The 20342-nt window shown below is 51.8% G+C and carries 18 protein-coding genes and 1 pseudogene; 8 read left to right on the forward strand and 11 right to left on the reverse strand.

What is annotated here, in order from left to right; translation table 11 throughout:
- Window positions 1-4 precede the first annotated feature (4 nt).
- Window positions 5-799, reverse strand: coding sequence for a carbon-nitrogen family hydrolase (locus ET464_RS06610; RefSeq protein WP_129439361.1), 795 nt, complete (start codon window positions 797-799; stop codon window positions 5-7).
- Between the two features lie 220 nt (window positions 800-1019).
- Here ET464_RS06610 and ET464_RS06615 point away from each other — a divergent pair, with 220 nt between their 5' ends.
- The 8 genes and pseudogenes from ET464_RS06615 (at window position 1020) to mtnB (ending at window position 9013) form a co-directional block, all read left to right on the forward strand.
- Window positions 1020-1466 carry a hypothetical protein gene (locus ET464_RS06615; RefSeq protein ID WP_129439363.1) on the forward strand — a complete coding sequence of 149 codons (447 nt, stop codon included), beginning with the start codon at window positions 1020-1022 and terminating at the stop codon, window positions 1464-1466.
- Window positions 1467-1589: 123 nt separating this feature from the next.
- Window positions 1590-2788 (forward strand): annotated as a pseudogene (locus ET464_RS06620) (aminotransferase class I/II-fold pyridoxal phosphate-dependent enzyme).
- 360 nt (window positions 2789-3148) lie between these two features.
- Window positions 3149-4249 carry a glutamate 5-kinase gene (gene proB, locus ET464_RS06625; RefSeq protein ID WP_129444157.1) on the forward strand — a complete coding sequence of 367 codons (1101 nt, stop codon included), beginning with the start codon at window positions 3149-3151 and terminating at the stop codon, window positions 4247-4249.
- A gap of 30 nt (window positions 4250-4279) precedes the next feature.
- Complete coding sequence (locus ET464_RS06630; protein ID WP_129439365.1) at window positions 4280-5527, forward strand: glutamate-5-semialdehyde dehydrogenase; 1248 nt, start codon at window positions 4280-4282, stop codon at window positions 5525-5527.
- A 49-nt stretch (window positions 5528-5576) separates the two neighbouring features.
- On the forward strand, window positions 5577-6452 hold the full coding sequence (gene proC, locus ET464_RS06635; protein WP_129439367.1) for a pyrroline-5-carboxylate reductase: 876 nt from the start codon (window positions 5577-5579) through the stop codon (window positions 6450-6452).
- Window positions 6449-7672: a 2,3-diketo-5-methylthiopentyl-1-phosphate enolase gene (locus ET464_RS06640; RefSeq protein ID WP_129439369.1), complete on the forward strand. Its 1224-nt coding sequence runs from the start codon at window positions 6449-6451 to the stop codon at window positions 7670-7672. Before proC ends, ET464_RS06640 begins: the two co-directional genes overlap by 4 nt.
- Window positions 7669-8352 (forward strand): 2-hydroxy-3-keto-5-methylthiopentenyl-1-phosphate phosphatase, encoded by a 684-nt coding sequence (locus ET464_RS06645; protein WP_129439371.1) that lies wholly within the window; start codon window positions 7669-7671, stop codon window positions 8350-8352. Before ET464_RS06640 ends, ET464_RS06645 begins: the two co-directional genes overlap by 4 nt.
- Window positions 8353-8356: 4 nt before the next feature.
- Complete coding sequence (gene mtnB / locus ET464_RS06650) at window positions 8357-9013, forward strand: methylthioribulose 1-phosphate dehydratase (RefSeq protein ID WP_129439374.1); 657 nt, start codon at window positions 8357-8359, stop codon at window positions 9011-9013.
- 60 nt (window positions 9014-9073) lie between these two features.
- Here the strand turns inward: mtnB and ET464_RS06655 are convergent, their stop codons facing one another.
- From ET464_RS06655 to ET464_RS06700, 10 genes are all read right to left on the reverse strand, one after another.
- Entirely contained in the window at window positions 9074-9754 is a 681-nt protein-coding gene (locus ET464_RS06655) for a DnaD domain protein (RefSeq protein WP_129444159.1), read from the reverse strand.
- A 21-nt stretch (window positions 9755-9775) separates the two neighbouring features.
- Entirely contained in the window at window positions 9776-10987 is a 1212-nt protein-coding gene (locus ET464_RS06660) for an acetate/propionate family kinase (protein WP_129439376.1), read from the reverse strand.
- Window positions 10984-11859 (reverse strand): 3-hydroxyacyl-CoA dehydrogenase family protein, encoded by an 876-nt coding sequence (locus ET464_RS06665; RefSeq protein ID WP_129439378.1) that lies wholly within the window; start codon window positions 11857-11859, stop codon window positions 10984-10986. Before ET464_RS06665 ends, ET464_RS06660 begins: the two co-directional genes overlap by 4 nt.
- Before the next feature lie 152 nt (window positions 11860-12011).
- On the reverse strand, window positions 12012-13523 hold the full coding sequence (locus ET464_RS06670) for an AAA family ATPase (RefSeq protein WP_129439380.1): 1512 nt from the start codon (window positions 13521-13523) through the stop codon (window positions 12012-12014).
- A complete protein-coding gene (locus ET464_RS06675) occupies window positions 13516-14055 on the reverse strand; it encodes a hypothetical protein (protein ID WP_129439382.1) in 540 nt (179 codons plus the stop codon). Before ET464_RS06675 ends, ET464_RS06670 begins: the two co-directional genes overlap by 8 nt.
- A gap of 146 nt (window positions 14056-14201) precedes the next feature.
- On the reverse strand, window positions 14202-14693 hold the full coding sequence (locus ET464_RS06680) for a cell wall elongation regulator TseB-like domain-containing protein (protein WP_129439384.1): 492 nt from the start codon (window positions 14691-14693) through the stop codon (window positions 14202-14204).
- Window positions 14694-14725: 32 nt separating this feature from the next.
- Window positions 14726-16027, reverse strand: a complete 1302-nt coding sequence (locus ET464_RS06685) for an amidohydrolase (RefSeq protein ID WP_129439387.1) — start codon at window positions 16025-16027, stop codon at window positions 14726-14728.
- The gene (locus ET464_RS06690) at window positions 16024-16668 is read right to left on the reverse strand and encodes a redox-sensing transcriptional repressor Rex (protein ID WP_129439389.1); all 645 of its coding nucleotides are present in this window, start codon (window positions 16666-16668) and stop codon (window positions 16024-16026) included. The genes ET464_RS06685 and ET464_RS06690 overlap by 4 nt, the downstream gene beginning before the upstream one ends.
- A gap of 14 nt (window positions 16669-16682) precedes the next feature.
- Window positions 16683-19526: an ATP-dependent DNA helicase DinG gene (gene dinG / locus ET464_RS06695; RefSeq protein ID WP_129439391.1), complete on the reverse strand. Its 2844-nt coding sequence runs from the start codon at window positions 19524-19526 to the stop codon at window positions 16683-16685.
- 15 nt (window positions 19527-19541) lie between these two features.
- On the reverse strand, window positions 19542-20333 hold the full coding sequence (locus tag ET464_RS06700) for a tetratricopeptide repeat protein (protein WP_165279932.1): 792 nt from the start codon (window positions 20331-20333) through the stop codon (window positions 19542-19544).
- Between the last annotated feature and the right edge of the window lie 9 nt (window positions 20334-20342).

Below are 20342 nucleotides of genomic sequence, written 5' to 3' on the forward strand. Positions count from 1 at the left end.
TTCATTAATAAAGCGACGGGCGGCGGTCATCAAAAACCGGTATCGTTGACCGCACTTGATCAACGAGGGAAAGGTCGATCTCGGCATAAACAATCGTCTCTCCCTCCCCGGCCTCGGCAATGACTTCCCCCCATGGATCAATGACCATGGAATGGCCAAAAAAGACCGTCTCGCCGCTTTGCCCCGTCCGGTTGCAGGCGATGACGAACAGCTGGTTCTCAATCGCCCGCGCGGTCAGCAGCGTACGCCAATGATGGAGCCGCGGATGCGGCCATTCCGCCGGTACAAACAATAGTTTCGCCCCGTCCAGCGCCAGCTTGCGGGCAAGTTCCGGAAAACGGATGTCGTAGCAGATCATCATGCCCGCATCGACACCTTCCACCTGCAGCCGGCCGGTCTTGCCGCCCTGCTGCAAATATTTTTCTTCATCCATTAACCGGAACAAATGAATTTTGGAATAGTCCCCGATCTCCTTGCCTTCCCGGTCAAATGCAAAAATCGTATTGTACACGCCGTCCCGGCGCTTCTCCGCAACAGAGCCCGCAATTACACTTACATGATATTTACGGCAAAAATCCGCCATAAAAGCTTTCGTACGCTCGCCGTACTCATCCGCAAGCCCGGTAATCTCCGTTAGCGCATAACCCGTATTCCACATTTCCGGCATGACGATGACATCCGGTTTGGCAGTACCGCCTGCCGCTTCCTCCATCATATCCGCCAGTTTCGCGAAGTTCGCATCGGGCTGCCCGACGGCAATATCCATTTGCAATAAAGCAAGCTTCAGCTGCTGTTTCATATCATTCTCTCCTCTGCTCGCCGCAGTGTTGTTTCCTTAATCATCGTAAATGAGGACAGGAGTGTCAAGGGCGATGGCCGCGCAGGTGCCATTTGTTGTATCGCATAGAAACGGATGCACAGGAAAAAGTAATGAGCAAAAGGAACAGCTTCCTTCCCTACAACTAAACGGCAGCTCCCCGCTTTATTGTAAAAGCGCCGCTGCAAAAGGAGTGTTCACCATGCTGTTGAAACGTTTCCTTGCTCTGCTTATGCTCTTGTGCTTCCTATTGCCGTTCAGCCATACAGCCGCCGCTAATGCCGCTGCTCCAGCTACGATGCGGCCGGTGCAGGTTTTTGACGTCAAAGCGGAGAAGGTCGTCAAGTCCGTGCCGAATGACCAGCAGTTCCAGCACTTTGTAACGGAATGGATGAACTCCGTTACCCGCTTTGCTCCCCAGCTGCAGGTAGACGACAGCTGCAGTTATGTATACCGGATTCCGCTGGAGAAGCCGATTACCGCGCAATTAAACGACATAACGATTCATTCAGAGGATGTCTTTTTATTTTATTGCGAAGATAAGCCGCCGATGCTGCTTGTTTTTGATGACAAGCGAAGACCTTATCTGCTTTTGTTCAAAGCGGACATTAAACCTTTTATCCGGAAGGTTGGGATTCCTGAACTGTAATAACGGGATTATCCCGATAGGATAATCCGGATTCGCCGCTCGACACGCCGTCAGCCGCATGCTACATTTAGTATATTGTCTGCCGTTCCATGCAGCGCAGCATTGATAGTGGAGAGTGAGCGAATGAGTACTGTATCGAACAAGCCGTTTCATATTGAGCCGGCTGAGCGGATGACCGGTCTGCCGGCTCAATTTTTTGCCAAGCTGGTCGCCAAAGCAAACGCCCAGACGGCCAAAGGGCGCGATGTCATCAATTTGGGGCAAGGCAATCCGGATAAGCCAACCCCTCCCCATATTGTTGCAGCTTTAAAAGACGCCGCAGAAAATCCGCTTTATCACCGTTACCCCCTTTCAGCGGGTACCTTTTTTTAAAGGAAGCTGTAGCCAGACGGTATAAAGAAGATTACGGCGTCGAGCTAGATCCTGCGAGCGAGGTTGCCATATTGTTTGGCGGGAAGACCGGACTGGTCGAAATAAGCCAATGCCTGCTCAACCCGGGCGATATTTGCCTTGTGCCGGACCCGGGTTATCCTGATTACTGGTCGGGCGTTGCGCTTGCCGGGGCAGCCATGTCCTATATGCCGTTGACGGAAGCGAACCGCTTCCTGCCGGATTACAGCGCGATTGACCAAGCAACGGCGGATAAAGCCAAGCTGATGTTTATTAACTACCCGAACAATCCGACAGGCGCAGTAGCCGACCGGGCTTTTTATGAAGAAACGGTCCGGTTTGCAGCCGAACACAACGTCATCGTTGCCAGCGATTTTGCATACGGCGCGATTGGCTTTGACGGCATCAAGCCGGTCAGTTTCTTGGAGACGCCGGGCGCCAAAGAAGTTGGCGTGGAATTTTATACGCTGTCAAAATCATATAATATGGCCGGCTGGCGCGTAGGCTTTGCGCTTGGCAATGCCAAAATCGTATCCCTGATCAATGAAATTCAGGATCATTATTACTGCAGCCTGTTCGGCGGCATTCAGGCAGCCGCCGCAGTTGCATTAACCGGCCCGCAGCATTGCGTGGCCGAATTGTCCGGCATGTATGAAAGCCGCCGGGAAGCCGTGTTCCAGGCGCTGGAGGAAATCGGCTGGAAAGCGGCGAAGCCTGGGGGTTCCTTCTTCTGCTGGCTGCCGGTACCCGAAGGCTATACTTCGGAGTCTTTCGCGGATCTTGTGCTTGAGAAGGCGGATGTGGTCGTCGCGCCTGGCATTGGTTTTGGCCGCAGCGGCGAAGGTTATGTCCGGCTCGGTTTGCTGACCGACGAACCACGCCTCGTCGAAGCGATTCACCGGATCGGAAGCCTCGGCCTATTCAGCCGTTAAGGGCGTTCCTTATCCCTTTACAGCGGTGTAACGATCATGTTATGCTAACCATAATCTATTGCCCTAAACGTAATGACGGGACTAGTAAGCTTGAAAGATCGTGTACAGAGAGCGGATTCCTTGGCTGCAAGAATTCGTCCCGGTCCCTTGCTGAACCCACCCCCGAACGGCCGGCGATGAGTCGGACAGCGCCTCTGTTATAAGGCTCAAGCAGGATGGCTATAACCGTTTCTTTGACTCTGCCCGGCAGATGTATACATGAAGCGAGCCGTCAATTAAGGTGGTACCGCGGAAGCAGAAGACTTTCGTCCTTTTTTGAGGATGAAGGTCTTTTTTTCATTGGGACGGGAAGGGATGAACATGTCGGATATTATCGTAGTCAAAATCGGCAGCAGCTCTATCACATCGGAAGAAGGCGGGCTGAACCGGGAACGAATCGCATTTTTTACAGAGGAGCTGGCCTCCCTCCATGCGCAAGGGCACGGCGTCGTTCTTGTTACATCAGGCGCTGTCGCAGCGGGCTTCCGTCAAATCGGCTATTTGTCCCGCCCCAAAGCGCTTCATGAGAAGCAAGCAGCGGCGGCCGTCGGCCAAGCACTGCTCATGCAGGCGTATCAGGATGAGTTTAACCGCTTCGGCATGGTGGCGGCGCAAATATTGCTGACACGGACGGACTTCTCCAACCGTAAACGGATTAACAACGCACTTATGACAATGGAGGAACTGCTGCGCTTGCGCACAATCCCCATTATTAACGAAAACGATACCGTATCGACCGGCGAGCTGAAATTCGGCGACAATGACAATTTATCGGCGCTTGTCGCCAATATGATCAAAGCAGAACAGCTCATTATCATCACGGACATGGACGGCTTGTATACGGAAGATCCGCGCAAAAATCCGAACGCCGTCAAAATCGACCGGGTCAATCAAATTTCCGAAGATATTTTAAAAATCGCCGGAGGAGCAGGTTCGGCCGTCGGCACTGGCGGAATGCGTTCCAAAATTGAAGCGGCGCGGACCGCTACGCGTGGCGGTATCCGTACTTTCGTCGGCAAGGTGCAGGATAAAGGCGAACTGAACGATGCGGCGGCCGGCCACGGGCGAGGCACGTATTTTGATACCAGCATGCACAGCCTGCCGGTTAAAAAACAATGGCTGGGGTTCCATTCCATGCCGCAAGGCCATATTACGGTGGACGCCGGAGCGGAAAAAGCGCTGCTGGCGAACGGCAGAAGTTTGCTGCCGGTAGGCGTCGTTCATATCGAAGGAGACTTTCACCCCGGCGACGTCGTCGAGGTCCGCAATCAGCAAGGCATTACGATCGGACGCGGCGTTGTAAATTACGAAGCCTGGCAGGTACAGGCCGTTGCCGGATTAAACACAGACGAAGTGCGCCGCAGAATCGACGTTCACCGCATGGAAATTATTCACCGCGACGAGTGGATTTCACTCCGGTGACACAATGTATATAAAGGGAGGATTTGCGCCATGAGCGAAGTTCGGGAAAAATCGCTGCTCGCCAAGCAGGCGGCGGCTGTAATGAACACGTTGACGACAGAACAAAAAAACAAGGCGCTGCTCGCGATGGCTAGCGCGTTAACCGATCAGTATCAGCTGTTGATGGACGCCAATCAAATCGATTTGGACAACGGCCGCAAAGCTGGAACAAGCGAGTCGATGCTGGACCGGCTTGCCTTGACTAAAAACCGTATCGAAGCGATTGCCGAAGGCTTAAGGCAAATTGCCGAGCTGCCCGATCCGGTCGGCGAGCTGCTGGAGCAATTCGAGCGGCCAAACGGGCTGCGGATCGAGAAACGCCGCGTGCCGCTTGGCGTTATCGGCATGATCTATGAGTCGCGCCCGAATGTAACCGTTGACGCCGCCGGCCTATGCCTCAAAACCGGCAACTGCGTCGTGCTGCGCGGCGGGTCGGCCGCACTCGAATCGAACCGCGCCATTATTGCGGTGATGAAGCAAGCGATTGCGGGCACGGATGTGCCGGCCGACGCTCTGCAGCTTATTGAAGACTCCAATCGCAGTTCCGTTAACGAAATGCTAAAGCTGAACGGATTGCTGGATGTCATCATTCCGCGCGGCGGCGCTGCCCTGATCCAAAATGTCGTCATGAATGCTACCGTACCCGTTATTGAAACCGGGGCGGGCATTTGCCATACGTATGTCGACGAATCCGCCCAGCTGGAAATGGCTGTTCCTATCGTCTTTAATGCCAAAGTGCAACGCCCTTCCGTCTGCAACTCGCTGGAGACGCTGCTTGTACATAGCGCTTTTGCAGCGGATCATATGCAGCAGCTGCTCCAGCCGTTCTTTGATGCCAACGTGGAAATCCGGGGCTGCGAACGGACGGCTGCTCTGGTAACGGGCATCAAACCCGCGACGGCAGAGGATTACCGGACCGAATACAACGATTATATTATGAATGTCAAAATCGTAGACAGCCTGGACGAAGCATTGGCGCATATTGCCGCAAACGGCACGCAGCATTCCGAATGTATCGTTACCGAAAACAAAGCGCATGCCGAACGTTTCCTGCAGGAGATTGATGCAGCAGCCGTATACCATAACGCCTCTACCCGTTTTACAGACGGCTTCGAATTCGGCTTTGGCGCCGAAATCGGCATCAGTACCCAGAAGCTTCACGCCCGCGGCCCAATGGGGCTTCCGGCGCTTACATCAACAAAGTTCCGCATTTACGGCAACGGCCAAATTCGCAGTTAACCTGCTTGAGAACATAACGAATTGATCAATGTATTGGAGGTAAACATCTATGAACTATTCTACAGAGGCTGGAAAACCGATCTCCACCATGCGCATTTGCTTCTACGGCGCAGGTTCGATGGCAGAAGCCATCTCCCGCGGCCTGATCGAAAATCAGCTGACGCCGCCGGGGCAAATCTCGATGCTGAACCGGCAAAATAAAGACCGGCTGCAGGAACTGAACGACCGTTACGGCGTGCAAACGATATTGCAAGGCGCAACGAATGAACAATTTATTCGGGAAGCCGACATTATCTTTTTGGCAATGAAACCAAAGGACGCGGCGGAAGCCATCGGCGGCATCCGGCATCTGCTGTCGGAACGCCAGCTCGTTATTTCCGTTATCGCGGGCTTGTCTATCGATTCGATTGGCAAACTTATCGGCCCGGACATTCCGGTTGTCCGTTCCATGCCTAACACCTCCAGCACGATTGGCCTCGGTGTAACCGGGATCAGCTATTCCTCGCGCGTATCCGAGGAGCAGCGCAAACTGACCGACCAGCTGTTCCAGGCGGTGGGCATGACGCAAACGGTAGATGAAACTAAACAAGACAGCATTACCGGCGTATCCGGAAGCGGTCCGGCCTATGTCTATTACTTTATGGAAGCAATGATGGAAGGTGCTGCACAGCTTGGCTTCGACGAGCAGACCGCACGCGAGCTGGTTGTCCAGACGGTGCTTGGCGCCGCGGAGATGGTCCGTTTGACCGGCGAAGAGCCTGCCGTGCTGAGGCGCAAAGTGACGTCGCCAAACGGCACGACACAGGCGGCTATCGAGGTCATGGCCGCAGGCAACCTGAAGGAAACGGTAATGAAAGGAATGCTCCGCTCCACGGAGCGTGCCGGCGAAATCGGCGCGGAGCTGGAAAGGAATATTCAAAGATGAATGGCATGTGTATAGCCACTTACCGCTGCTTTGATGAGAAAGCGGACTTTCATAAACGCGCGTTGTCCATTGCCGTTGGCTTGACGGTAGGCAGTTGGACCGATCTGCCGGAGGCGCGCAAAGCCGAGATGGAAAAACATCTCGGCAAAGTATTGTCCGTCGAAGTTCATGAGCCTGCCGGCGGCGAACGTTATGCGGATATCCGTATCGCCTATCCGGACATCAACTTTAGCCGGGATATCCCCGCCCTGCTCGTAACCATCTTCGGCAAGCTGTCAATGGACGGCAAAATCAAGCTGATCGATATTGACGTATCGGAGCAGTTCCAGTCCGCATTCCCCGGCCCGAAATTCGGGCTGCCGGGCGTACGCGAGCTGCTTGGCGTCTATGACCGCCCGCTGCTGATGAGCATCTTCAAGTCCGTTATCGGCCATGACATAAGCAACTTGCGCGAGCAGTTCTACAAGCAGGCGCTTGGCGGTGTCGATTTGATTAAAGATGATGAAATCTTGTTCGAGAACCCGCTTACGCCGCTGGAGAAACGGGTAGAAACGTGCATGGAGGCGGCGCGCCAAGCATCGGAGGAAACCGGGCAAAAGCTGCTGTACGCCGTGAACATCACCGGCCCTACCTCTCGGCTGGCACAACAAGCGCGCAAAGCGATTGCCGCAGGGGCAAACGCGATTTTGCTGAACGTGTTGTCCTATGGCTACGATGTACTGCATGAGCTAAGCACGGACCCTTCCATTACCGTGCCGATCGCGGTACATCCGGCTATGGGAGGCGCTTATTACCAGTCGCCGCATTACGGCATTGGAGCATCGGTCCTGTTCGGCAAACTGATGCGGCTCGCCGGCGCCGACCTGGTGCTGTTCCCGTCGCCATACGGCTCGGTAATTATGCCCAAAGAAGAAAATCTAGCCGTCAAAGACGTGCTGCTGTCGGAGCTGGGCGGCATGCGCACGAGCTTCCCGGTGCCGTCGGCCGGCATCCATCCGGGGCTCGTCCCGCTTATTTTGCGCGACTTTGGACAAGATGTGGTCGTCAATGCAGGCGGCGGTATTCACGGTCATCCGATGGGGACAGCGGCAGGCGGCAAAGCGTTCCGCCAGGCTATTGACGCCGTATTGGCCGGACAAACGCTGGAGGAAGCCGCTCAGCAAGCCGGCAATGAGCCATTGAAGGCGGCAATTGATGCTTGGGGGATCAGACATTCATGAGTACGGCAAATCCATTAGCAGCAGGCAAAAAACGGATTATTTTTTGCGATTTTGACGGGACGATTACGGTCAACGATAATATTGTAGCGATTATTCAGCATTTTAACCCGCCGGGCTGGGAAGCCATTGCCCAGCAGGTGCTGGATCAACAGATATCCATTCAGGAAGGCGTCGGCCGCATGTTCCGGCTGCTCCCGGCATCGCTGCAAGCGGAAGTGGTGGACTTCGGCATCTCGAACGTCCGCATCCGCGACGGCTTCGAAGAGCTTCTCGCTTATTGCAAGGAGCAGGACATCGAGTTTTATGTGACAAGCGGCGGCATCGACTTTTTTGTGTACCCTGTGCTTGAGCGGTTTGGCATTGATACCAGCCATATCTATTGCAACGGCAGCGATTTTACCGGCGAATTTATCGAAATTACGTGGCCTCATCCTTGCGATGAGCATTGCACGAACCATTGCGGCATGTGCAAAACAACCATTATGCGCCGTTTTCCTGCCGATCGTTATGAACGGATCATTATCGGCGACAGCGTGACCGACTTCGAAGGCGCCAAGCTGGCGGATGTCGTCTATTCGCGTTCGCACCTTACGGCAAAATGCAGCGAGCTTGGCATCGCCCATACTGAATTTGAAACCTTCCACGATATTATCGCGGACTTGAAACGAGAAAGGAAATAAACAAATGAGCAGCTTTGAGCAATTTACGCTGGAACAAAAACAGCAGTCGTTTGATGAGCTGCGGGACGTCAAGCAATTGTTTGCATCCCGCAGCTGGTTCCCGGGTACAAGCGGCAATTTGTCCGTACGGATCGGCGATTTCGACCCTGAGCAGTTTTATTTCGCCATTACGGCAAGCGGCAAAGATAAAACGGTCAATACGCCGGAAGATTTCCTGTTTGTGGATAAGCATGGTCAAGCATGCGAGAAAACGAACCTCCGCCCTTCTGCGGAAACGCTCATTCATTGCGAAATTTACCGCCTGACCGGTGCAGGCGCCATCTTCCATATCCATTCCGTATTTAATAATGTGATCTCCGAATATTTCTGGGACCGCAAATCGGTTCCGGTAGACGGTGTTGAGCTTATTAAAGGATTAAATAACTGGGAAGAGGAAGCGCATATCGAAATCCCGATCGTGTCCAACTTCGCCGACATTTCCAAAATCGTGCCGGAAGTAACCGAACGGCTGCAGCCCGGCGTGCCCGGCATTTTGCTGCGCAAGCACGGCATCTACGCCTGGGGCGCCAATGCGTTCGAAGCGAAGCGCCATATCGAAGCGTTTGAATTTATTTTTGAATATGTGTATCGCTTGGAGCTGCTTAAAAAAGGGATGTCGTAATTTAGCGACAGCATCGTTAATGCCCCAATCGGTCAAAAAAAGAAGCTAGGCTCTAGTGGCCTAGCTTCTTCCTGTTCTGAACTTTTGCGCATGCGCGCGTGCTTCTTCGGCATTGGTAACGCGGTTGCGGCTCCATTCCAGCAATATACGGTCAATATAGCGAATATTTAATTTGCCTGCAAATACCGCTTCCTTTAAAGCAAACCGGATAATTTCATCGGAATACCGGTCTTCATCCAACCAGCCGCTGATCGTCTCGCATTCCATCGGCGATAAGAGTCGCCCGAACTCCTGCTCGAAGACCGCAAACAAATTTTGCGGATCAGCCGGCTTGACAGCCGCTGGTTTCCGCTCTGCTTTTTTGGATTCCCGTCTGCTGGCTGCAGACCATTCGGCAGCTTTCAGCAGCCAGCCGTCCAGGCTGTAACGTTCCGACTGAATACCCGTCTCCGCATCCTGCTCGTCTTCAATTGACAAGAAGCCTTCTTTAAGCAGCCGGCTCAGCATTTGGGTCACCGCAAGCGGAGAAGTGCCCATCCGTTCCGCCAGCTGCTCAGGAGTCGGAAAATCAATATATTCACGCTCCGCATACAGCATGATCTGCAGCAGCAGCATAACCTCCGTATCCGTAAGGCCAAGCAGCCGGTAAGATTGAAGAAGGAGAGCATGCACTTGAATGCTCCCTTCCTTCATTGCCGCAGCCATTCCGCGCGAATACGCCTTCCACATCTCATTGCTCAACGTATTCGCCATCCTTTCTGCCTAGCTGTTTTGTTTGCGCTGCACCAGTTCATACGTATCACGAGCAATAAGCAGCTCTTCGTTAGTCGGCACGACCAGCACTTTCACTTTGGATGAATCAGCCGATATATAACGCGTTTCTTTGCTGCGTACCGAGTTGCGTTCTTCGTCCAGCTCAATGCCAAGGAAAGTCAAGCCTTCGCACACCGCACGACGGAGCGTTGAAGAATTTTCACCGACACCGGCCGTAAACAGGAGCACATCAATGCCGTTCATTCCGGCTGCATAAGCGCCGATATATTTGCGAAGCCTGTATACATACATGTCAAAAGCAAGCTTCGCGCGGCTGTCGCCTTCGTTCATCGCCTGCTCGACCTCGCGCATATCGCTGCTCAAGCCGGATACGGCCAGCATGCCGCTATGTTTGTTCAGCATGGAGTTAACTTCGTTAAGCGTCAGCTCTTCCTTGTTCATCACATAGGGCACAATAGCAGGGTCCAAGTCGCCGCTGCGCGTGCCCATCATCAAGCCTTCCAGCGGGGTCATGCCCATGCTCGTATCAAACGACTTGCCGTCCAATATCGCGGTGCAGCTTGCGCCGTTGCCGATATGGCAGCTAACCATCTTCAGCTGCTCCAGCGGCTGGCCTAAAAAAGCCGATGCCTGGCTGCTCACATATTTATGGGATGTACCGTGAAATCCGTAGCGGCGTACTTTATGGCGATTGTATAAGACCGTAGGAATCGGATATAAATAAGACGTTCTAGGCATCGTCTGATGGAAAGCAGTATCAAATACGACAACTTGCGGCACATTCGGCAAGTTCGCTTCAACGGCATTGATGCCCATCATATGGGCAGGGTTATGAAGCGGAGCAAGGTCGAACAGACGCTTGATCTCCAATTTAACTTCCTGATTGACAACTACCGAATCTTTGAACGTCTCGCCGCCATGGACGATACGATGCCCTACTGCATCAATTTCATTCATATTGTGAAGAACGCCATGCTCTGCATCAGTCAGCATATCGATAACACGCTTGACGGCAGTCGTATGATCCAATATTTCGCTTACATGGCGGACTTCCGGCTTATCGGCAGGCTCATGCGTAACGATGGACGAATCCATTCCGATCCGTTCTACCCTTCCGCTTGCCAATACGGTTTCGTCTGTCATATTGTACAGCTGATATTTCAAGGAGGAGCTTCCTGCATTGATGACTAATATTTTCACTGTAACCGATCCCCATCCATATCGTATTTAAAAAATCCCGTTCCTGATTTTACGCCCAGCTGGCCGGCCCGAACCATCTTTTTAAGTATGATGGACGGACGGTATTTCAGCTCGCCGTATTCCCGGAACATGCCGTCCAGCGCGGCAAGCACAGCATCCAGTCCAAACCGGTCAGCCATTTCGAACGGGCCGTGCTGGAACGAATAGCCGATCCGCATCGCGGTGTCGATGTCCTCCGCGGAAGCGACGCCTTCCTCCAGTACATGGAGCGCTTCATTGATAAAGAGACAAATAAGCCGGCTTGTGACAAAACCAGGCGATTCAAAAACCATAATATTTTTTTTATGAATAATTTCTTCCACAAAATTTTTGATGGATTGATAAGTTTCTTCGGATGTGCGCAAGCCGCGCACCGATTCAACCAAATCCACCTTGGAAGCCGGATATATAAAATGCATGCCGATCACCCGCTCCGGATGCACGGTGGCGCTTGCGATTTCCGTCAAACTTAGCGATGACGTATTGCTGGCCAGAATGACATTTGGCGCGCAAATGCGGTCCAAATCTTGAAAGACGGCTTTTTTAATAAGCAAATCTTCAGTAATGGACTCAATGACAAGATCGCAATGCTGCAATTCCAAGTAGTCTTCCGCTTTGTGGATGCGATTCATGATCAGTTTCTTCTCCGCAAGCGTTAATGCCCATTTCTCTATTTTTTTATCGAGGCTTTGCTCGATCATTTGATAGCCGTGTTCAAGCCGCTCTGCGCTTTTTTCCACAAGGCAGACATCCAGTCCGTTTGAAGCGAGCATCTCCGCGATGCTTTGGCCCATCGTTCCAACGCCGACTACCCCGATTTTTTTCATTGCCATAGGGTAAAACTCTCTCCTTTGTGTATGGCTGCATATCCCAGTATGGTCTATCTATGCCTTCGATTTACGGGTTGCCTCTATGTAAGGCATATCTATTATACCTTTTTTGAAATCATAAAAGAAGGCGGGCGAGCTGCCCGCCCCTTTGTTTTTTACACCACTGTACATGCTTTTGCCATATCCTGCTGCTCAAGCAAACTTCTAAATTCGTCGCCGGTCAGTGTTTCCTCCCGGATAACAATAGCCAGCGCATGCTCAAACACGGACCGGCGTTCCTCAAGCATCGTTTTTGTCCGGTCCATAAGCTGATCCAAGATCGAACGGTTAATTTTCGCCCAAGCATCCGGCGTCATCATTTGCGAATCAATGATGCCCAGCTCGGTCAATCCCGATTCAACCAGTGTGCGCACGATATTCATCGCCTGGTCAAAATCGCCCCGGGACCCTGTGCTGCGCCCGCCGTAAAAGATTTCTTCAGCTGCTGCGCCGCCCAGCGCGATCATAATTTGATTGTCCAGGAAATCGCGCGTGTATAAATAATGGTCCTGCTGCGGGTTATGGCGGACATAACCAAGCGCCTGGCCTCTCGGCGATAATGCCACATGCGAAACGCTGCCCGGGCGAACAAGCTCCGCCATGATGGCATGGCCCAATTCATGCAGCGCAACGCGCTCCCGCTCCTCGCGTGTCGATTCGCGGTCGGTTTTTTCACCCATCATCACTTTGTCGATAGCCATCGCCAGATGATGCTCGCCGATGACAGCGGATTGTTCCCGCATCGCATAAATAGCCGCTTCATTCATGACGCTTTCCAGCTGCGCGCCGGAGAAGCCAAACGACTCCGAAGCAATTCGTTCCAAATTAACGCTCGTGTCCAGCGGTTTGTTCGCGGCATGCAGATTCAAGATATGAAGACGCCCTTTTTTATCCGGCAAATCCACTGTAATATGGCGGTCGAAGCGGCCCGGACGCAGCAAAGCGGGATCAAGCGAATCTTTCCGGTTCGTCGCGGCAATGAGCAGAATACGCGGCGTATCGCTGCCGTGAATCCCGTCCATTTCTGTCAGCAGCTGATTTAACGTCTGGTCATATTCGCGCTGCTGGCCGCCGTCGCGTTTGCCGCCGATGACGTCAATTTCGTCTATAAAAATAACGGCACTGCCTTTTCCCGCTTTTTTCGCCTTCTGGCGGGCTTCCTTAAACAAATCACGGATACGGCTTGCGCCTACGCCTACATACATCTCTACGAACTCACTGCCTGAGGCAGCCAAATATACCGAGTCGGTGTAATGGGCAGCCGCTTTCGCCAGCAGCGTTTTGCCGGTTCCCGGCGGCCCCGCCAGCAGAATACCCTTCAACGGACGAATGCCAAGCTTTGAAATCGCATCCGGCTTCATAATGAAATCAAGAGCCTCGATGATTTCCTGTTTGGCCCGGTCCTGTCCGCCAATTTGGTCAAATGAAAAGGACGACACATAGCGGCTCGTCCCGTTTTTACGGCTTGCAATCGGAACCAGGCCGCCTCTGCCTTTGGCCGCAACCGTCACAACAGCCGCCAAGGCTCCCGCCAGCAGGACCGGCACAATGTTAATTCCGGTATAGGCCAAAAACAGCAGCAAAACGACCGCAAAACTAAGCAAAATTTCTTTCACGTATTTACGCATTAGACCACGCCTCCATTTGGGCCGGAGTGCGCGGCAATACGATATATTTGGTCAAATCCCCTTGCTTTAACGTAATATATACGTTTTTATCATCCATCTCCGATGTTGCTTTAATTCCTGTATGATGCGAGGACAGATCGGATAATGCCGCAGGAATTTCCGAATAATGTTTAGTTTCCATCGCTTCTGCTACCGCAAATAAAGCGGACGACCACGCTTCGTCCAATGCTGCGCTGCCGTTCTGGTCAATATCCAGTTTCAGCTCACGATTGCCAATTACATCGCGGCTTTCTTTATAGATCGTTTCATATACGGAACGCAGGTTGGCGTCCGGAGCAAGCTTTACTTTTATTTTTACGGAACCGGCTGTAATATCCGGCTTGCCGGCTTCCACAATTCCATCCGAACTGTTAATCGCTTTTTGCAATGGCGCTGCAACAACCGAACGCTCGTACAAAAACCAGCCTCCAAACAATATTGTAACTGAGGCGGCAACCGTCAACACAACTGCAAGCACGCGTTTAGACAACATAAGCAGCCCGTCCTCCTTCCGCAGCCGTAGATGATCAACTTTCCGCTTATCACTCATCTATCAAGACCGCTATCAAAAATGCTATACGAAGAGTATATCATATTGATCTATCAGAGAACGGGTGTAAAAACAGGAAACAGCGCCAGTTACGACGCTGTTTTCCCGGTTAAATGATATTCATCCATAAAGCTGCCGTCGTGAAAGGAATAAAAGGAATAACTGTATTTGCCGTCTTGCGAAAAATAAATTTCCCAAGCCGGCGTATTGTTAACATATGCGGGCTGCATACGAATAATGGACGCGCCGGAATGGCTCTGCATAAACAGCTGGACGACGCTGTCTTTGGAAATCTGTTCAGCGGCTTGCAGCGTAAGGACGACGTTGCCGTCTTGATCCATCCATACATATTGCTCGTCGCCGGCGTCCGTCTTGCCTTTTACAACCCACATCGGCGAGTCCCAAACATACTTGTAGATCTCGTCGATTTTCACCAGCTGAGCTTCATCCCGCGCTTTTGCAGCGATATCGGATTCATGATTCCAGAGCGGCTTTTGAATCGACTGGTAATACAACAAAGCGGCCGTTACAAGCGCAATAATGACAATCGCGACCATCATAATGATGCGTTGCACCGACATAGCCGGTTTATTTTTTCTCTCCGCAGCTCTCATCAGGCGTGCAGCAGCCTTTCAAAACTTGCCTGTGCTTCATGTTTTATTTTTTCCTCATCCAAATAAACGCATGATCCGTCTTTCAACACCTGGCGCCCGTCGATCCATACATGCTTCACATCACGTCCCGAACCCGAATAAACCAGATGTGATACCATATCCGTCATAGGATAATAATGCGGCTGGTCAATATTAATGGCAATAAAGTCGGCTTTCATGCCGGTGCGCAGCTTGCCGATCGTTTGCTCCTGGCCGATTGCTTTAGCGCCGTATACCGTCCCCATCTTCAGCGCTTCCAGCGCAGGCACAACCGTCGGATCGCCGGAAGTTCCTTTATGCAGCAGAGCGGCAGCATTGATCTCCTGGAACAAATCCAGATTGTTATTGCTGGCCGCACTGTCTGTGCCAAGCGATACCGTAATGCCGGCTTTCAGCATATCCGGAACACGTGCAATACCGCTGGCCAGCTTCAAGTTGCTGATCGGGTTATGGGACACCGCAACTCCCCGTTCTGCGAGCAGCGCGATTTCTTCGTCGTTTAGATGAACGGCATGGGCAACAAGCGAAGGGCGGCTGAAAAAGCCGAGTTTGTCCAGATGCTCTACCGGACGGGTGCCATAATCGCGGACATTTTGCTCGACTTCGGCTAATGTTTCCGACATATGGGTATGCAGCGGCAATTGATAATCATGGGCCGCCTGCACAAACCGCTCAATATAAGCCGGCGGGCATGTATACGGCGCATGGGGCGAAATCATCGTTGTAATACGGCCGTCCGCTTTGCCGTTCCAGTCGCGGGCAAAAGCAATCGCTTCGCTTAGCTTCGCTTCCTGCACCTCCGGCGGGCATAAGCCAATTACGCCGCGCGTCAAAACGCCGCGAATGCCGGATTGTTCCGTCACCTGTGCAACCTGGTCCATCCGGTCGTACATATCCACAAATGCGGTTGTGCCCGACTTCAGCATTTCCGCAACCGCAAGCGCGGTGCCCGCTTTTGTATCCGCATCAACATATTTGGCTTCCATCGGCCACATTTTTTGCTCCAGCCACACTTGCAGATTCTGGTCATCCGAATACCCGCGGAGCAGCGACATCGCTGCATGTCCATGCGTATTAATTAAGCCCGGCATAAAAGCCAATTTGCTGCCGTCCAAACGTTCCGTATCGTCCGGCAGCCCGGCTGGAGGCTGTTCCCCCAAATAAGTGATCCGGTCGCTTGATACGACCATATGTCCACGGAAAGACGGTTTATCGCTGTCCATCGTTATAAACAGCCCGTTTTCAATCCACAACTGACTCATTCCGTCTTGCTCCTCTCATTTTCCAAATAAAACGCCAAGCTAAGCAGCTCTCTTGTAAAATCGGCGTAATGCACTCGAATTTCGTCCGGCACTTTCAGCACTGCGGGAGCAAAATTTAAAATGCCTTCGATTCCCGCTTCAACAAATTGATTGGCGACGCTTTGCGCAGCATCGTCGGGAACGGTAATGATGCCGATGCGGATATACTGCTCTTCCACGGTCTGTTTCAGTTCGCTCATCGGCTGAACGGTCAGATTGTTGATTTGAGTACCGATTTTGTTCGGATGTTGATCGAACACCGCCACAATCTTCAAGTTGTTATCCCGCGAATATTTATTATAGTTGCAAAGGGCATGCCCGAGATTGCCTGTGCCAACGAGCGCAACGTTAATCGTCTGGTTGAGCTTTAATATGTTGCGGATGTTCCCGATCAAATTTTGAACGTCATATCCGACGCCCTTGCGTCCAAAGTCGCCAAAGTAAGCGAGGTCTTTGCGGATTTGCGCAGGGTTAAGCCCAAGCAAGTCGCCAAGCTCCTGAGAGGAGACGGTTTCGACATCTCGCCGGTCCAATTCATGCAGCAGCTGCAAATACGTCGGCAAACGCCGGACGACCGCCTCCGATATTTTCTCCTGCTTCATTTGCGATCATCTCCTCACGTCAGCCATTCGCGTATACGGGGTACCATTTGCTCTGTAAACATCGACTCAATTTTAGGTCCTGGCAGTGAATACAAGAAATGTTTGCCGTAATACGCGTCGATGACTCTTGTATCGTACAAAAGCACAATTCCTTTATCCTCCGAAGTGCGGATCAATCTGCCGAATCCTTGCTTAAACCGGATGACGGCTTGCGGGATCGACAGCTTCATAAACGGATTTTGCTTCTGCTGCTGGAGCAGCTCCGATTTGGCTTCCACAAGCGGATGGTTTGGAGGCTGGAAAGGAAGCCTTACAATCGCCAAGCAAGTGAGCGCTTCGCCCGGAATATCGACGCCTTCCCAAAAAGAGCTTGTGCCGAGCAAAATCGACTTCGGATTTTGCGTAAATCGTTTGGTCAGCTTCGTCCGGTTGCCGCTGTCAATTCCTTGTCCGATCACTTGAATGCCGCTCGCTGTAAGTTTTTGCTTTAACGGATCATAAATCTGCTTCAGCATCCGGTAGGACGTAAACAGCACAAGCATGCGGCCGCCCACTTCTTCTGCCGCTGAGGCAAGCGAATCAATAAGCATTTCATTGAATTGCGGATCACCTGCAGCCCCTCGGAGCGACGGGAAATTGCGCGGCACGATTACGAGCGCCTGCTCCCGGTAATTAAACGGCGAGGGCAGCTGAACCGTCCGCAGCCGTCCGGATTGTTCATATCCGTCAAGGCCTAGCTGTTCCGATACGTATTGGAATGACTTTTGCACAGATAAAGTAGCGGATGTAAGCACAATGCTGTCTTTAACGTCAAAAAAATACTGCTGCAGCTGGCTGCTGACATCAACCGGTGCGCCGTACATATGAATCGAACGGTATCTGTACGTAGTGCTTGCCTCCAGCCAGTATACATGCGATTTGGATTCCATCTTCATAAAGATGCGCAAGTCGTCTTTGACTCTGACCAAATCGCGGACAGCGCCGTTTAAGTCCGTAATTAAAGCTTGGGTGGCGTTGTCGTCCATTCGCTCTTTAATGTCGCCCAGCATTTTTTCCATCGTTTTGACGGAGGCGCTAAGCTCGGTATGCAGATTGTTTTCGATCGTCAGCGCATCATCCCAGCCGGATGGCATTTGCTCTGCACGCAAACGGTATACCGTCTGCCCGTTTTCCCCGTTATGGTCAGCCCCTGCCGCTCCCATAAAGCTGTACAGCATTTCAAACAGCTTATCCCATTGCTCCTTCATATCATTGAAGGCCGGGATAAGCGTATCAATGGTCTCGATCCATGCTTGCGAACGGTCATCCAATTCGCCGGACAAGCGGATGCGGAGCGAATGCAGCAGCCCGGTCCGGCTGTCTTTGTACAAACGTGCAATGGCTTGCGTTAACGTAAAATAAGATAATTGCATGCCCAAATGTTTGCCGGCTACCTCTTCCACATGATGGGCTTCATCCACGATCAAATGATGATAAGTCGGCAGCAACCGATGGTCGGCCTGAATATCGGTGAACAACATCGAATGGTTCGTAATGCAAACATCCGATATGGTTGATTCATGTTTCGCACGATGATAATAACAACGCTTAAACCACGGGCAGGCGCGGTTCAGGCATGAATCGGAGTCGCTGGCTACCGTTGACCAGAATTCGCCGCCGCGATTGCCGAGGTTCAGCTCCTCTTGATCGCCTGTTTCCGTTTCGCCAAGCCATACGATCATTTGAGCAGCCGTAAGCGAATCCTCGACCGGAGATGCCATATCATTGGTATTAACTTTCCCTTCAAACTTCCTGAGGCATAAATAGTTGCCTCTGCCTTTAAAGATGGATGCCCGAAACGGAAACGGCAATATATCGGTCAAAAGCGGGATATCCCGCTGCCTGAGCTGTTCCTGCAAATTAATGGTATGCGTGCTGACGACGATTTTTTTGCTTTCTTTTATCCCATAATACAAAGATGGAATTAAATAGCCCATCGACTTGCCCGTTCCTGTACCGGCTTCAATCAGCAGATGGGAATCATTTTGCAGCGATTCGTATACTTCACGGAACATCTGGGTTTGGGCAGGCCGTTCCTCATATCCGTTAAAACGGGCCTCAAAACTTTGTTTCACCTGCTCCAAATATTGCTCAAACGATACTCCCTCAAGCGGATTGGGATCATCCTCCGAACGCGCAGGCTCTTCATCCATCCACTCTCCGGCTTTCAGTGCAAATTGGTTAAAATAAGTATAGGCGTTCGTATCGACTGCGGTTCGCTGCTCCGCTTCGTATGTCGTAATCTGCACAAACCAGCCGAGATCCGTACTATTGTCTAAAAGCAAGGAAAGCCGCTGCAGCGTAAGCAGTGGCAAATTCCTTAATTTTGTAACCAGTTCCGCGAACAGCTGCGCTGTTGCCAGCGCATCGCTGTCCGCTTGATGGTGATTGTCATGTGCGATGCCAAATAGTTCGGTTACGGCGCCTAACTGGTAGGTCGATATCGACGGGTGCAAAAACTTCAGCATGTCGATCGTATCCAGTCTTCGTCCGCCAAACGTATGATAACCGGCTTTGTCGAGCGCCTGATTTAAAAATCCGGCATCAAAACCGACGTTATGCGCGACCAGTACAGCATCGTCCAGAAGCGGTATGAGTTTTAACAGCACATCCTCCACGGCAGGGGCATCTGCCACCATTGAAGCGTCAATTCCCGTCAGCTGCGTGATGAAAGGAGGAATTGCAATGTTTGGCCGGACGAATGAGCTGAAGCTGTCAATCATCTCAAGTTCATCGTTCAGCAGCACGAGGCCAACCTGCAATATTTCATCGTCGGCGCTATGCCCTGTCGTTTCTAAATCCAATACAGCAAATTTCATCCATTCCCGATCCTCTCACAAACAGCATAACTCGGTACTCCCGAAAAATAACGATAATTGCTGCGGCGATTCTTTACATGACCTCAAGTTGCTGAGGGAGTCCGTAAAGTCCGGAAACACCTCATACGCCTTCATAAAAAGTTTCTCCGCGTAATCCAGATTCAGCCGAATCGCCTGAATACATCCTAGTGCATTATAGCCTAAAGCCTTCCACTTCGGAAAGTCGGTTAAGGAAACAAGCATCACAAAATGCCGGTGCGCTTCGTTCCAGTTTTGCAAATGCATATACGTCATTCCCAAATAAAGGCGAATCAAATTGCTTTCCGGGCTTCCCGCTTCGGCCTGCTCAAAATAATGAGCCGCTTCCTTAAACATAAATAATTTATAATAACCTTGACCGACCGTAAACGATTCAGCAGTTCCTTCCGGGAGCGGAAGCGTATCGCCGCCCGCAGAAGGTACCGGATAAACCGGCTGCCAGACAGAATCGGTCTGCTGCGCCGCTTCCGCAGCGCTTATGCTGCTCAACATTTCGCTCCATGCAGGCGCAAGCTCCGCAGAAGCTTCCATTTGCTGCTGCCCGCAAGAATCCGGGCAAGCATCCGGACCTTGGCCGCGGTAAACATCATTGAAGTCGGACATTTTCTCTTCAAAAACCAGCCATTGTTCAATCAAGCTGTCGCTGGTCTGCTTCAGCATCGCCAGCTGTTCTTCAAGCATTGCTTTCTGCTCGGGCGTTGACGAGTTGTACTCCTGTATAATTTGATCCAATGTTTCATTCATGACTGCAAATAAATGATGGAACATTCCGCATCC

Origin of the sequence: Paenibacillus protaetiae (assembly GCF_004135365.1) — a bacterium.
Taxonomy (GTDB): domain Bacteria; phylum Bacillota; class Bacilli; order Paenibacillales; family Paenibacillaceae; genus Paenibacillus_AP; species Paenibacillus_AP protaetiae.